Below are 14,310 nucleotides of genomic sequence, written 5' to 3'. Positions count from 1 at the left end.
GCACGCCGCCAGCGTTCGTCCTGAGCCAGGATCAAACTCTCCATAAAAGAAATTTGATTAGCTCAAATTGTTTTGCTGGCATCAATTTTGATGTCCAAAGTTTTGTTTCGTTCACTAGCGAGGCTAGCTACTAAAAACTTTATTGATTACGTTTTGCTTGTTCAGTTTTCAAGGTTCATTTATTCGCCGCCGTTTCACAACAGCAACTCTTATATAATATCACGTCGTATATAATGTGTCAACATGAATTTTTAATTCATTTTTTTCGTTTCAATCAGTTATATTAGCGACTTTTATAAGTATACCATATTTTTATTATATTGCAAGCTTTTTATAAAATAAATATTAAAGCCGTTATTCCTAGAACACCCGGAATACCTAAAACCGCAATTGTTAAAACAGAGAATAGATTGATAGGCACATTATATCCTATATAACCAATGCCTAAATGAATCATAAACAATAATAGGAAAGCAAATGCAAACCTAAACCAAAAAACAGATAATCCTTCTAAGATTTTACCAAGCTTAGCATGTCTTATTATGACATAAAGAAAAAGAAGCCCTACAGGAACACAAATACTCATAATTACTAACCAAGACATATGGTTACCCCCTCAAAAAATAATTATGAAAGTTTATGATTCCTGTTTTGCTTCTATGAATATCCAATAGAACTATTTCATTAACACTCTGCGAATTCTAGCTTCCTTAAATAAATAAAAGTGAATGCTTTCCGCTGCTTTTCGTTGAGCTATCGCCCCTAGATCATAGTCATCCATCAATTCTTCTATTATCTTTGCTTGTTGTAAATCCTCTTTTGTTTCTTTCATAAGATTTACAAGCCTATCATCGAATTCTTTTTTTATCTTTTTTTTACTACGGAAGAACATATTAATCCCTCACTCACAACTCTCGTCGACCTTCCATTGCCTTAGATAGCGTTACCTCATCTGCATATTCTAAATCTCCACCTACTGGCAATCCATGCGCAATACGGGTCGTACGAATACCTGATGGTTTGACAAGGCGAGATATGTACATAGCTGTTGCCTCACCTTCTATCGTTGAATTCGTAGCTAGAATAAGCTCTTGGACACTTTCATCGTGCAATCGGACTAACAAAGAAGCGACATTGATATCCTCTGGACCGATGCCATCCATCGGTGATATCGCGCCCTGAAGTACATGGTACATACCATTATAGTCACGCATTTTTTCCATGGCGATAACATCTTTTGTATCTTGGACAACACAAATAATAGAATGATCTCGCTGTTTATCTGTACAAATGTGACATGGATCTACATCCGTAATATTGCCACAAACGGAACAGTAGCTTAAATTTCGTTTAGCATCAATTAACGCTTTAGAAAAAGATAAGACATCTTCTTCCTTCATTGATAACACAAAAAACGCCAGACGAGCCGCAGTTTTTGGCCCGATACCTGGCAATTTCATAAAACTATCGATCAGTTTTGATATTGGTTCTGGGTAGTACATATGAATGCCTCCTAGAATGGAAGGTTTAAGCCTTGAGTGAATTTACCCATAGTTGAGTTCGTTTTTTCTTCTACTTTTTTCAACGCTTCATTCGTAGCGATAACGATTAAGTCTTGTAACATTTCAATATCGTCAGGATCTACCACAGATTCATCAAGATTTACTGACACGACTTCACGTTGACCAGAAACAGTTACTTTTACCATGCCGCCACCTGCAACACCTTCAAATTGCTCTGCATTTAGTGCCTCTTGGGCCTCCATCATTTCTTTTTGCATTTTTTGCATTTTCTTCATCATACCTTGCATATTTCCCATTCCACGCATAAATGTTTTCCTCCTAAAATTTAATCTTCCATAATTTCAACAAAATCTTTACCAAAGAGCTTTTCTGCCTCCGTCACAAGTGGATCCTGTGAAGCAAGCGGCTGAGCATCATCGATAAACGGCTCATCCGACATTTCTGCCGGTGGTGGTTCTAATAACTCCTCACCAGGCTCTGATGTAGTTGATGTTTTCTTGTGTTGCATACCATGATCACGAATAAATTCTTCACGCATTTTCAGCCAAGATTCTTCTGGTATGCAGAGCATCTCGTACACTGTACCAGTTTGTCCGGCAATTAATTGGGTAAAGTGAGCCTTTAAAGACTGATTATCAGCAACCATCTGACAATGAATATCATACTTGAATTTTAACACAAAAGCACTTGAAGATGCCGCAACTGGTTCGGCTTCTGCTAAAAGCGCAGATTGAGATTTTTGCATTTGATTTAATGCTTGTGCCCAAATCGATTTAATACGTTGGACATCTTGCTTTGTTGCATCTTTTAGCACCTCTTGAATACGGCCTGTTGGAGCCTTATAGCCGTTTGGACCTTTAGCACGCGGTCGTTGCTCTTTTGGTGTTTGAGAAGCTTGCACTGGGGTCCCTGTTTGTAATTGTAGGGATAATTGTTGAACCATCTGCTCAAGCGCTACAATTTTTTGAGTAAGCTCTGGGCTGATTGCGGTTTCACTTGTAGTAGACACCGTTTGATTAGCAATCCCTCCCGAAAACTGTACCATTTTAAGTAATGCCGTTTCTAAATAAATTTTCGTATGATGGGAGAAGCGCATCTCTTGTTGAGTTTTGGCAAGTATATCAATATAGCCATAAAGCATATTCGGTGCAAATTCATGCGCCAATGTTAATACACGTTCCTCAGGAGACACAAGCTCTAATAATTCAGCTAAATCATCACTTGTTTGAAGTAATAATAAATCACGGAAAAATGTAATTAAATCCTCCGAAAGACGGAGGGGATCTTTGCCGTCAGCAATAAGTTGTTCTAAGAGTGCAAGCATTTGTGCAACATCTTTCACTTTGAGTGCCTCAGCTAAATCATAAAAAACATCCTGACTTATTGAACCTGTAACTAACAAAGTATCCTCAAGCTTTAACTTCTCTCCACTGAAAGATACAACCTGGTCCAATAAACTTAAAGCATCACGCATTCCCCCTGCGGCAGACTGCGCTATGACCTTTAAGCCTTGTTCTTCATATGGTAACTCAATATCTTCTAAGACAACTTTCATACGTTCAATAATATCATTGGTAGAAAGTCGTTTAAAATCAAAGCGTTGACAACGAGAAATAATCGTTGCAGGCAATTTATGAGGCTCGGTCGTTGCTAAAATAAATACAGCATGAGGAGGCGGCTCTTCCAATGTTTTTAAAAGAGCGTTAAAAGCACTTGTAGAAAGCATATGCACTTCATCAATAATGTACACTTTGTATCTACTGCTTGCAGGAGCAAAACGGACTTTTTCTATAATATCTCTAATCTCTTCAACACGTGAATTTGAAGCAGCATCAAATTCAATGACATCAGGATGAGAACCGTCCGTAATACTTATACATGTAGCACATTCGTTACAGGGCTCTTTGGAAGGCGCATGTTCACAATTTAAGGCTTTTGCAAAAATCTTAGCTGTACTTGTTTTCCCTGTACCACGTGGCCCAGAAAAGAGGTAAGCGTGTGTCGTCTTATTCGCTAGGAGAGCATTTTGTAGCGTTCTTTTGACATGCGCTTGACCAGACATTTCTCGAAAAGATTGCGGTCGATACACACGATAAAATGCTTGATACGTCACTTTTTTCTCTCTCTCCTTCTCATTAAATAGAATAGTCTTATTATAACATTTGCTGTCTTATATATAAAATGAAGTTATTAAGTAAAAATAAAAAAGCACCCGCCTAATAGTAGACGGATGCTTTGAATTGGCAATTTAATGCCGTGCACCTTTCCTTGACAGCCGCACATAAGCGTTACTCCTGTCGTTAGCTCGGATTAGGCAACCCCGCGGCACATGGATAAGACCACTTAATGCTGCTTCCTTCCGGACCTGACATGGTTCATGGGTATCCATTGCGCAGGACCCAATCGTCAACACTACGTGCAGAAGGCAGACCAAACAATACGGACAGCCTCGAAAAAGGAATTCAGTCTCGCTAGAGCGGATTGCGAGTTACAGGACACCGCTACCTTCCCACCTAGCACGGCAATATTTAGTATAATGATTGTTTGAATAAATTGCAACTTAATGCACAAATTATTTATTTTCGGTGCATTATATATATATCTCAATTTTTTTCTATAAATTTATTGACTTAGAATTTAAGTTATGATAAATTTATTTTTGTCGATAAGACAACAAAGCAACATAACATGGAGGTATACCCAAGTCTGGCTGAAGGGATCGGTCTTGAAAACCGACAGGCGGGTAACACCGCGCGGGGGTTCGAATCCCTCTACCTCCTCCAGTTTTTAATTTCCGACTACGAATGTAGCCGTTTTTTTTTGCCAAAAATTATATGTATTACTTGTTAGATACCACTTCCGACTCGGTTGTGGTATTTTTTATTATATCAGTTATGGGAGGTTGTCAAATTGCCATCGAAAAAGAATATAGCTCGCACTTCTCTTACTTGGGTGATTTTGATCGCTGTCTTGACCGCAATCGGTAGTGAAATTAAGATTATGCCTTTTGCCAATACAACTTTTCGTTTTGGTTTAGGAACCATTATCTTTTTTCTATGCACGTTAATTAAACCCACACCCATTATTTTTGCAGGTTTCGCTACAAGTTTAGTAACAATCGTTTTTCGTGTTTTTAATTCGTCTTTACACGGTGTACCCATATTAGAGAGCATATATAACCATTTACCAGCAGGATTATTTTATGTATTGTTTGCTATATGCCTACAAATTTTAGATGTTCAGGCCTATAGAGAAAAACCATTAAAGCTTGGTTTACTGGTTGCCTTTAGTGAAGTCATTAGTAATTTAGCAGAACAAATTTTCCGCTTTTTTGTACAAACTTATACATTTTTATTTCTTCATGACCTCCTGATCCTATTTGCGGTTGCCTTATTACGAAGTTTTTTTGTAGTTGGTATTTATAGCTCTATATTGATAGCAGAACAAAAAAAACGTGTACAAGAGATGCTTAATATTGGATCTGACCTCTACGTAGAGACCCTGTATTTAAAAAAATCCATGAACCATATTGAAACCATAACAGCTAGCGGGTTTGAATTATACCGGCAATTAAAGGCTCAAGGTTATCGAGCGGAAAGCTTGCAAGCTCTACATATTGCCCAGGAAATCCATGAAGTAAAAAAAGATTCGCAACGCATATATGCGGGCATTTCAAAGATTGTTGGCGAGAGGAGCTTTGGCCCTTTTGTATTATCTGAATTATTGCATTATATTGAGGATGGCAATAGTAAATATGCGGAATTGCTTGGTAAGAGTATACAGTTTAAAACAAGTATTGACTTCGATTTTCAAACAAAGGAACATATTGCATTGCTTGCTCTTTTAAATAATTTATCTGCTAATGCAGTCGAAGCTATCGAAGGACAAGGTACCATTTCAATTGCTATTCAACGCCAAGAAGATAATACTGTAATAACAGTATGTGATAATGGGAAGGGAATTTCCCAGCAAGATTTATCTATTATCTTTGAACCTGGATACACCACAAAATATAATGTTGATGGTGTAGCAGCAACTGGCATTGGGCTTTCACATGTTGCTGAACTAATAGAAAAATTAAAAGGCTCCATAACCGTTGAATCAAACAATCAAACCACAACGTTTAAAATTACAATTCCTACGCAAACTATTCAAACGGGAGAGACTTAAATGAGGTATTTTATTGTAGACGATGATCGTGCAAGTCGTGTTATGTTAAAACAAATTATTGAAGATAGCGGGTTAGGAACGGTTATTGGCGAAGCTCGTAATGGTGAAGATGCCATACCGCAAATTTTAATGACCCAACCGGAGTTTGTGCTAATTGATTTACTGATGCCAAAACTTGATGGTATAGCAACAGTCGAACATCTTATTCAAAATCGTTTTGAGGGGCAATTTATAATGATTTCTCAGGTTGTGAATAAGGAAATGGTCGGTGAGGCTTATGAACAAGGAATAGATTTCTTCATTCATAAACCAATTAACCGCATTGAGGTAGAAAATGTTTTGAAAAAAACTACTGAACAATTTCGTCTAAAAAACTCACTGTTAGTTATACGTCAGTCACTTACAAATATTGAATTAAGTGAACAAAAGGCAAATAAAGCAACATCACGAGACCATATTCAATCCATATTAAATGATATGGGTATTGTCGGTGAAATTGGTAGCGAGGATATTATAGCTATTATCGAAACTTTACTTGCTCATCAGCATAAGATTGCACCACTACCTCCATTAAAAGAGCTTTATGAGGAAATCGCCGCTGTAACAAAGGCTACACCTGATGAAATTTTAAAAGAAAGTAAAGCCATAGAACAACGCGTACGCAGAACAATATTAGCTGCCATGATTAATCTCGCTAACTTAGGTGTTGTCGATTATACGAACTCTGAGTTTGAATACTATGCCCCTCGCTACTTCGATTTTAAAGAAATTCGTCAGCTCATGACACAGATTGAAGACCACGACAATCGTAAAGCAAAAGTAAATATTAAGAAGTTTATTCAAGTGTTATATTCAGACATTTTAACAAAAATAAATTAATTTTCTCGGATTCTGTCGGATTCCATAAGTCCTCCGTATTATTAAAGTAAGGCGTGTCCTAAAAATTTAATATTAGGGGGTACAAAGGGTTTGAAGAAGAAATTTAAAATCAGTCTAGCCGCTCAAATTTTAATCGGTTTGATTTTAGGGATCATTGTTGGTGGTATCTTTTACGGAAACCCCAAGATTGAGACATATTTACAACCATTAGGGGATATCTTTTTACATCTTATTAAGATGATTGTTGTACCGATTATTATTTCGACATTAATCGTTGGTGTTGCTGGTACTGGAGACATGAAGCAGCTTGGACGATTAGGCGGGAAATCCATTATTTATTTTGAGATTATTACGACAGTAGCTATCGTAGTAGGATTACTTTCCGCAAATATTTTCCAACCTGGTGCAGGAGTAAACATGAACGAACTATCTCAAGGGGATATTTCGAAATATGTAACAACAACTGAGGAAGTACAGCATGAGGGACCATTCGATATTATTGTAGGCATTGTCCCAACAAATATTATTCAGTCTATGGCTGAAGGAAATATGCTTGCGATTATCTTCTTCTCAGTTATTTTTGGTTTAGGGGTTGCAGCAGTTGGTGAACGAGGAAAACCAGTCTTAGACTTCTTCCAAGGGGTAGCAGATGCTATGTTCTGGGTAACTAACCTCGTAATGAAATTCGCTCCAATTGGGGTATTTGGTTTAATCGGTGTAACCGTTTCCAAATATGGATTTTCTTCACTAGTACCACTTGCTAAATTAGCTATTCTTGTTTATGCAACAATGTTATTCTTTATCTTTGTTGTTCTGGGGCTTGTGGCAAGATTTGCAGGAATCAGCATATTCTACTTAATTAAAGTGTTAAAAGATGAGCTAATTTTAGCATTCTCAACAGCAAGTTCTGAAGCTGTTTTACCACGTATTATGATGAAAATGGAGAAATTAGGGGCTCCAAAGGATATTGTATCCTTTGTAATACCAACCGGTTACTCCTTTAACTTAGATGGATCAACGCTATACCAAGCTATTGCTGCATTATTTATTGCGCAAATGTACGGTATTCACCTAAGCATTGGTGAACAAATTACGTTAATGCTTGTATTAATGGTTACATCTAAAGGGATTGCAGGTGTTCCAGGAGTATCCTTCGTTGTACTTCTAGCAACTTTAGGTACTGTCGGTATTCCACTTGAAGGTCTAGCATTTATCGCTGGTATTGACCGTATTCTTGATATGGGACGTACAGTTGTTAACGTAATTGGTAACTCATTAGCGTCATTAGTAATGGCAAAATGGGAAGGCCGTTTCGATCGCGAAAAAATGAAAAATTACTTTAAAGAAGATCAAAATTTAGCGTAATTTTAAAAAACTCTCACGATGTTGGATGGCATCGTGAGGGTTTTTTTATTTTCCAAGCACTTTATCTAAATAAGCAATAATGGATGCCCTGCCATTTGAATGTGCTTCTTGTGCACGTTTGTCATCTTTTTCAACCTTTGCCTCAGCAGCTTCAATCACTTTTTCGGCATCTTGCTGTGGTACAACAATGACCCCATCCACATCTCCAATAATATAATCGCCAGGATGAACTGTTACTCCTCCAACAGCGATCGGCACATTCACTTCGCCACCACCATTTTTATTGCCTGCAGCTACAGTTGTACCTAAAGCGAATACAGGGAAATCCAATTGACGAATAGCAGCAATATCGCGGATCACGCCGTCTACAACAAAACCTTGTACACCAATACCCTTAGCTAAGGAAACCACAAAATCCCCAGCTACTGCTCGATTGGTATTTCCTTTTGCATCAATAACTAAAATATTCCCTTCATTGGCTGCTCGAATAGCTTCCAATACTGCACCATTTTCACCATCTGGTAAACGTACTGTTACCGCCCGCCCAGCAATTTTAAAATGATCAGCTAGCGGTTTAATAGCACTATACAAATTGGTATGTCCACCTGTCGCATCTGAAATAGCTGTCGTAGGTAGATGCTGAAAACTTACTTCCACTTTTGTCATCCATAACACCCCTATTATGATTAATGAACGCCTTACACAGATATTGTAATTAAAACACCTATACTATTTCAATATATCTCTGAAGATATTGAAAATAAAGCATTTGATCAATCACACCTTCTAACTTGTAAATGGTGTAAAATTTATCATTAAATAATTTCAATAAATTGCTTAGACTGCTCGTCTAATGCTTCAGCGGCAGATGCAATTTCATTAAAATCTTTAGTCGTGATAGTAATTTGGTCATTTGTCTTTTCTACTCTTTCAGCTATTTTTGTAATACTATCTGTCACTTGACTAATTTCTCGCTCTATACCCTCTATATTATCCTTTACTTCCGAAATGGACTGTTCTACCCTGACAGAAAGCTTCCGTACCTCTTTTGCCACGACATCAAAGCCTCGACCATATTCCCCAGCTCTTGCTGCTTCAATAGCTGCATTTAAAGCCAATAAATTTGTCTGTGAAGCAATCTCTTGAATGGTTTTCACAATACCTTTAATCGAATCAGCTTGTTTCTGTAGCTGTGCAAGATTACTAACGTTTTCTTTAGATTCCTGTGAAACCTCTTTTATTGTGTCCAGTAAACCTTGACTATTTTGAATACCAGCCTCTGAACGTTGATGGAGCTCATTAGACATTTTCTTCAATTGATCGGCTACATTTGTTATTTCAGTTTGTCGTTCAGTAATATTTGTAGCAATCTTTGAAACACCAATTACTTTTCTCGTATTATTGGCGAAAACGGGCATATACGTAGCCTCAAGCCAAATCCTTTGGCCATTCGCGTCGATTCTCTCTATTTTGTCCTGATAACTATTCCCTGCTGATAAATAGCGCCAAAATTTTTCGTATGCTGGACTATTAACGAAATCTGGTAAACAAAACTCTTTATGATTCTTTCCTATCATCTCTTGTACTGTATAGCCTAATGTTTGGGCAAAAAGCTCATTTGCAAAAGCTACCCTACGATCCATATCAAAGCGAATAATGGCTATATTACGTTCAATAGCTTGTACTACTAATTCATCGGTCACTTGAGTATCTACACCTTGCATGATCCACACCTCATCCATTTCTATTTTTTTCCGTTTATTTTATATTATAAAAAACATGGGTAATGTTCACCCATGTTTTTTTAATAAACGTAATATCTCTTCCGATGTAGTTGCTATGCGGAAGAGCTTTTTTTGTTCAGCGCGTATAAATCCTTCTTCTAACATTACTTTAAAATGCTGTAAGAGTGCATCATAGAAACCATCTACATTATATAAGATGACCGGTTTTTCATGAAGGCCAATTTGTGCCCAAGTAAATACTTCGAAATATTCATCTAAAGTTCCTGCACCTCCAGGGAGAGCAATAAATGCATCAGCCAGCTCGGCCATCTTAGCTTTACGTATATGCATGGACTCTACAAAATGAATCTCTGTTAATGAAGCATGGGCCAATTCTCTCTTCTGTAGATGGGTTGGCATGACACCGATGACCTCCCCACCTGCCGCTAAAACAGCATCCGCTACTTTTCCCATTAATCCTGTTTTTGAACCACCATAGACAACACCATGTCCGGATTTAGCTAATGCTGTACCTAGTTCAGTAGCCTTCTCCCCATAAACTGGACTTTTACCTACACCAGACCCGCAATACACTGCAATTCTTATAGTAACCCCTCCTATTCAAAAAACGTGAAACAATCGGCTATGTATTGTTCCACGTTTTTTGGTCGTTTATATCATTTCTATTTTCTTAAATGGCTTGTTTGTTTTAGCATATGACTGATGCGGCTCACAATTGATTCAATTGCGTCCGGATTTTTTAATAAATCATAATCATTAATATCTAAACGGAGTACAGGGCAGGAATTAAAATTATTAATCCAGTTTTCGTAACGTTCATGCATTTCTATCCAATAATCATTTGGTGTTTGTTGCTCCATTGCACGCCCACGTTCTTGAATACGCCCAATAACAGCATCAATCGGTCCCTCAAGATAAACAAGTAAATCAGGATGTGGGAAATATGGTGTCATCACCATAGCTTCAAACAAATTTGTGTATGTTTCATAATCTGTCGGGCTCATTGTCCCTTTATCATAATGCATTTTAGCGAAAATCCCAGTATCTTCATAAATGGAACGGTCTTGTATGAATCCTCCACCATACTCAAAAATACGTTTCTGTTCTTTAAAACGCTCTGCTAAAAAGTAGACTTGTAAATGGAAGCTCCATTTTTCAAAGTCCTCATAAAATTTATCAAGATATGGATTTGTATCTACTTTTTCGAATGATGTACGAAAATTTAGTGCTTCTGCTAAAGCTTTTGTCATCGTAGACTTTCCTACGCCTACAGTACCCGCAATGGTGATGACTGTTTGTGGAGGAATATCGTATTTCTCTCTTAAATTCATTATTGCAAACTCCTTTGTTGTAACGTATCCTTAATTATTTTTAAAACATAATTTAAATCTTCTGGATTTTTAACAAAATCAAGCTGATCTCCATTAAATCGTATAACTGGTATTTCAGGATGCATATTCTCAAAATGTTCGATAAAAGAATGATAATCGGTTACGAGCTGCTCCATATAATCTCGTGATATCATTTTTTCAAATTCTCGTCCACGCATGGCAATGCGTTTCATCAATGTTTCAACGCTAGCCTGTAAATAAACAACTACATTTGGAACAGGCATATCTTTTGTTAATATTTTATATATTTCCTCATACTTATCGTATTCAGTAGATGCCAGTGTACGCTTCGCAAATATTAAATTTTTAAAAATATGATAGTCTGCTACAACAGGCTTGGCATGTGCTAGTCGAAATTTTTTAATATCCGTTAATTGCTTATAGCGATTACAGAGGAAGAACATTTCCGTTTGGAAACTCCACTCCTCAATATTTTCATAAAACTTATTTAAAAAAGGGTTTTCGTCTACAATTTCTTTTAATAGATGGTAATTAAATGTCGCCGCTATCTCTTTCGATAAAGAGGTTTTACCAACACCAATCGGACCTTCTACCGTAACAAATGGAACCGTCACCAGAAGCTCCTCCTTTTGTTCTATGGATTCTATCATTGTGTCCTACATAAATGAATCAGTACCTTTCATTGTATCATAGTGGGAAAATGAAAAACAGAATCAACCTATTGTTCTAGTAAATTATGTGCAAGATTTTTTCCCTTAGGAATTGAAAAAAGGCATTGAGAATATGCTTCCCAATGCCTTTTCACAATTATAATTTCACTCGCTGTAAACGTAGTGCATTTAATACAACCGATACTGAACTGAACGCCATTGCTGCACCCGCCACCCACGGTGCAAGGAGACCAATTGCAGCAATAGGAATGCCTAATGTATTGTACGCAAATGCCCAAAATAGATTTTGTTTAATATTACGCATTGTTTTTCGACTCATAATAATAGCATCTGCAATACTATTTAAATCCCCTCGGATAAGGGTAATGTCTGCCGCTTCCATCGCAACATCTGTTCCTGTACCTATTGCCATACCAATATTAGCAGTGGCAAGCGCTGGTGCATCATTAATGCCGTCGCCCACCATCGCTACTTTTTTCCCTTGAGCTTGTAGCTTTTTCACCTCATCTGCTTTGCCTTCTGGTAAGACTTCAGCAATGACATGATTCACGCCTACCTCGGTTCCAATCGCTTGGGCTGTACGTTCATTATCTCCCGTCATCATGATGACCGTAATGCCCATATCCTGTAAACGGCGAATGGCTTCTTTAGACGTATCTTTTACTGTATCAGCGACAGCTACTAAACCTGCATATTGCCCATTTATTGCAGCTAACATCGCTGTTTTACCGTTTCGCTCTAATTGCTCCATTGTTGGTAAAATAGCATCCATCTGGATATCGTACTGTTGCATTAATTTTCGTGTACCAATGACAACGCCCTGACCTGAGACAGTTGCCTGCACACCGTAACCAGGAATAGCCTCAAAAAATTGAACCTCACCTAAAGCTATACCACGTTCTTCGATGCCATGAACAATGGCCTCTGCAAGCGGGTGTTCAGACTGTTTCTCAGCTGCACCAATTAATGATAAAAAGCGTGCTTCCTCTTGGCCTGGGGCTAAAAGAACATCTGTAAGTACTGGTTTACCATGTGTCACTGTCCCTGTTTTATCTACAACCACCGTATCAATACTTTGTGTTTGTTCTAAATGCTCGCCACCTTTAAATAAAATACCAAATTCAGCGGCGCGGCCCGAACCCGCCATTATGGATGTTGGTGTTGCTAAACCAAGAGCACATGGACAAGCAATCACAAGGACTGCAATTAAAACCTCTAAAGCAGGCGTAAATTCTCCTGGACGTACCCAAATAATCCAAACTAAAAATGTCACAATCGCAATGCCAACAACAATTGGTACAAAAACACCTGAAATCTGGTCTGCTAAACGTTGAATCGGTGCTTTGGATCCTTGTGCATCTTCTACTACCTTAATAATTTGTGCTAGAGCGGTATCACGGCCAACCTTTGTGGCTGTCATTTTAATAAAACCATTTTTATTAATGGTTGATCCAAATAATTGATCGCCTTGCTTTTTATCAACTGGCAGACTCTCTCCTGTCAACACGGATTCATCAACAGCTGTTGTTCCTTCTAATACTTCTCCATCCACTGGAATTTTCTCGCCAGGTTTAACTAGAATGATATCACCAATCATAACTTCTTCTAAAGGAACTTCCTTCTCTATGCCGTCACGTACAACAATGGCCGTTTTGGCTTGAAGTCCCATTAATTTTTTTATAGCTTCTGATGAACGTCCCTTTGCTTTTGCCTCGAATAATTTACCTAATAAAATTAATGTAATTAAAACAGCACTCGTTTCAAAATAGAGATGTGGGCCATGATGTGAACCTATCGTCACGATTGCTTGATAAACACTATAAAAATAAGCAGCTGATGTCCCCATAACTACAAGTACATCCATATTAGCACTGCCATTTCGTAATGCTTTGTATGCTCCTACATAAAACTGCTTACCGATAATAAATTGTACGGGTGTAGCCAATACCAATTGGATCCATGGATTCATGAGGAATTCTGGCACATATAAAAACGATGTAAAAGAAAAATGTCCGACCATCGTCCATAACAGTGGTAAGGATAGAATTGCCGATAAAATAAACTTTTGTTGTTGCTGTTTGATTGCCTTTTCTCGATGATCCTCTGCTTCCTGCTCATCTGCTTTTTGATGAGCACCATAACCTAACTTCTCAACCTTTGCAATAATATCTGCGATATTCACCTCAGATGGATTAAACTCAATCATCGCTTTTTCAAGAGCTAAGTTGACATTGGCAGATGATACGCCGCTCATTTTATTTAATCCCTTTTCTATGCGAGTAGCACAGGCCGCACATGTCATTCCCGTAATATCAAGTTCAGTTTTTTGTTTTACTACACCATAACCAAGCGCTTCTATTTTTTTTTCGAAATCTGCTTCGCTTAGCTTTGCTGAATCATATTTAATAGACGTTTTTTCAAGCGCTAAATTAACCGTAGCTTGTTCTACTCCATCCATTTTATTTAAACCTTTTTCTATTCGAGTGGCACAGGCTGCACATGTCATTCCTGTAATTTGCAAATTAGCTTCTTTACTATCAGAACTCATTTACCTTTCACCTCTCCTTATACCAACAGGGGGTATATTATTTTGAAAATAAGAGAG

General features: G+C 37.7%; 14 protein-coding genes, 1 tRNA gene and 1 other RNA gene. 4 read left to right on the top strand and 12 right to left on the bottom strand.

Going from position 1 to position 14,310, the window contains the following annotated elements:
- Nucleotides 1-331 precede the first annotated feature (331 nt).
- The 6 genes from AO843_RS23055 to ffs all read right to left on the bottom strand — a co-directional run bounded on the left by AO843_RS23055 (nucleotide 332) and on the right by ffs (nucleotide 4,045).
- Nucleotides 332-604: a pro-sigmaK processing inhibitor BofA family protein gene (locus AO843_RS23055; RefSeq protein WP_008179699.1), complete on the bottom strand. Its 273-nt coding sequence runs from the start codon at nucleotides 602-604 to the stop codon at nucleotides 332-334.
- Nucleotides 605-676: 72 nt separating this feature from the next.
- Nucleotides 677-892, bottom strand: coding sequence for a YaaL family protein (locus AO843_RS23050; RefSeq protein ID WP_054613390.1), 216 nt, complete (start codon nucleotides 890-892; stop codon nucleotides 677-679).
- A gap of 13 nt (nucleotides 893-905) precedes the next feature.
- Complete coding sequence (recR, locus tag AO843_RS23045) at nucleotides 906-1,502, bottom strand: recombination mediator RecR (RefSeq protein ID WP_031419468.1); 597 nt, start codon at nucleotides 1,500-1,502, stop codon at nucleotides 906-908.
- An 11-nt stretch (nucleotides 1,503-1,513) separates the two neighbouring features.
- Nucleotides 1,514-1,828 carry a YbaB/EbfC family nucleoid-associated protein gene (locus AO843_RS23040; protein ID WP_054613389.1) on the bottom strand — a complete coding sequence of 105 codons (315 nt, stop codon included), beginning with the start codon at nucleotides 1,826-1,828 and terminating at the stop codon, nucleotides 1,514-1,516.
- Between the two features lie 20 nt (nucleotides 1,829-1,848).
- The gene (dnaX, locus tag AO843_RS23035) at nucleotides 1,849-3,636 is read right to left on the bottom strand and encodes a DNA polymerase III subunit gamma/tau (RefSeq protein ID WP_054613388.1); all 1,788 of its coding nucleotides are present in this window, start codon (nucleotides 3,634-3,636) and stop codon (nucleotides 1,849-1,851) included.
- A 141-nt stretch (nucleotides 3,637-3,777) separates the two neighbouring features.
- An RNA gene (gene ffs / locus AO843_RS24345) (signal recognition particle sRNA large type) lies at nucleotides 3,778-4,045 on the bottom strand.
- 168 nt (nucleotides 4,046-4,213) lie between these two features.
- Between ffs and AO843_RS23030 the strand changes: the two genes are divergently transcribed.
- The 4 genes from AO843_RS23030 (at nucleotide 4,214) to AO843_RS23015 (ending at nucleotide 7,937) form a co-directional block, all read left to right on the top strand.
- Nucleotides 4,214-4,306, top strand: a tRNA-Ser gene (locus tag AO843_RS23030).
- A 127-nt stretch (nucleotides 4,307-4,433) separates the two neighbouring features.
- Nucleotides 4,434-5,693, top strand: coding sequence for an ATP-binding protein (locus AO843_RS23025; RefSeq protein WP_054613387.1), 1,260 nt, complete (start codon nucleotides 4,434-4,436; stop codon nucleotides 5,691-5,693).
- Nucleotides 5,694-6,572: a response regulator gene (locus AO843_RS23020; RefSeq protein ID WP_054613386.1), complete on the top strand. Its 879-nt coding sequence runs from the start codon at nucleotides 5,694-5,696 to the stop codon at nucleotides 6,570-6,572.
- Between the two features lie 90 nt (nucleotides 6,573-6,662).
- Nucleotides 6,663-7,937 carry a cation:dicarboxylate symporter family transporter gene (locus AO843_RS23015; RefSeq protein WP_054613385.1) on the top strand — a complete coding sequence of 425 codons (1,275 nt, stop codon included), beginning with the start codon at nucleotides 6,663-6,665 and terminating at the stop codon, nucleotides 7,935-7,937.
- 45 nt (nucleotides 7,938-7,982) lie between these two features.
- Here AO843_RS23015 and AO843_RS23010 read toward each other — a convergent pair whose 3' ends face one another.
- From AO843_RS23010 to AO843_RS22985, 6 genes are all read right to left on the bottom strand, one after another.
- Complete coding sequence (locus AO843_RS23010) at nucleotides 7,983-8,603, bottom strand: RraA family protein (protein WP_054613384.1); 621 nt, start codon at nucleotides 8,601-8,603, stop codon at nucleotides 7,983-7,985.
- Between the two features lie 149 nt (nucleotides 8,604-8,752).
- Nucleotides 8,753-9,661: a methyl-accepting chemotaxis protein gene (locus AO843_RS25505; protein ID WP_054613383.1), complete on the bottom strand. Its 909-nt coding sequence runs from the start codon at nucleotides 9,659-9,661 to the stop codon at nucleotides 8,753-8,755.
- A gap of 66 nt (nucleotides 9,662-9,727) precedes the next feature.
- Nucleotides 9,728-10,255, bottom strand: a complete 528-nt coding sequence (locus tag AO843_RS23000; RefSeq protein WP_054613382.1) for an LOG family protein — start codon at nucleotides 10,253-10,255, stop codon at nucleotides 9,728-9,730.
- Between the two features lie 89 nt (nucleotides 10,256-10,344).
- Complete coding sequence (locus AO843_RS22995; protein WP_054613381.1) at nucleotides 10,345-11,013, bottom strand: deoxynucleoside kinase; 669 nt, start codon at nucleotides 11,011-11,013, stop codon at nucleotides 10,345-10,347.
- The gene (locus AO843_RS22990) at nucleotides 11,013-11,648 is read right to left on the bottom strand and encodes a deoxynucleoside kinase (RefSeq protein ID WP_054613380.1); all 636 of its coding nucleotides are present in this window, start codon (nucleotides 11,646-11,648) and stop codon (nucleotides 11,013-11,015) included. Before AO843_RS22990 ends, AO843_RS22995 begins: the two co-directional genes overlap by 1 nt.
- A 193-nt stretch (nucleotides 11,649-11,841) precedes the next feature.
- The gene (locus tag AO843_RS22985) at nucleotides 11,842-14,253 is read right to left on the bottom strand and encodes a heavy metal translocating P-type ATPase (protein WP_054613379.1); all 2,412 of its coding nucleotides are present in this window, start codon (nucleotides 14,251-14,253) and stop codon (nucleotides 11,842-11,844) included.
- Nucleotides 14,254-14,310: the final 57 nt, after the last annotated feature.

It is taken from the genome of Lysinibacillus sp. ZYM-1, from assembly GCF_001308875.1.
In the GTDB taxonomy this organism is placed as follows: Bacteria; Bacillota; Bacilli; order Bacillales_A; family Planococcaceae; genus Lysinibacillus.
Note: the sequence above shows the minus strand (reverse complement) of the source record. Positions and strands in the feature narration are given on the sequence as shown.

Bases quoted from the DNA above. Each gene is read 5' to 3' on its own strand.
- AO843_RS23040 (WP_054613389.1), bottom strand. From the start codon at position 1,828: ATGCGTGGAATGGGAAATATGCAAGGTATGATGAAGAAAATGCAAAAA.
- AO843_RS23010 (WP_054613384.1), bottom strand. From the start codon at position 8,603: ATGACAAAAGTGGAAGTAAGTTTTCAGCATCTACCTACGACAGCTATT.
- AO843_RS23020 (WP_054613386.1), top strand. From the start codon at position 5,694: ATGAGGTATTTTATTGTAGACGATGATCGTGCAAGTCGTGTTATGTTA.
- AO843_RS22985 (WP_054613379.1), bottom strand. From the start codon at position 14,253: ATGAGTTCTGATAGTAAAGAAGCTAATTTGCAAATTACAGGAATGACA.
- AO843_RS22995 (WP_054613381.1), bottom strand. From the start codon at position 11,013: ATGAATTTAAGAGAGAAATACGATATTCCTCCACAAACAGTCATCACC.
- AO843_RS23055 (WP_008179699.1), bottom strand. From the start codon at position 604: ATGTCTTGGTTAGTAATTATGAGTATTTGTGTTCCTGTAGGGCTTCTT.
- AO843_RS25505 (WP_054613383.1), bottom strand. From the start codon at position 9,661: ATGCAAGGTGTAGATACTCAAGTGACCGATGAATTAGTAGTACAAGCT.
- AO843_RS23050 (WP_054613390.1), bottom strand. From the start codon at position 892: ATGTTCTTCCGTAGTAAAAAAAAGATAAAAAAAGAATTCGATGATAGG.
- recR (WP_031419468.1), bottom strand. From the start codon at position 1,502: ATGTACTACCCAGAACCAATATCAAAACTGATCGATAGTTTTATGAAA.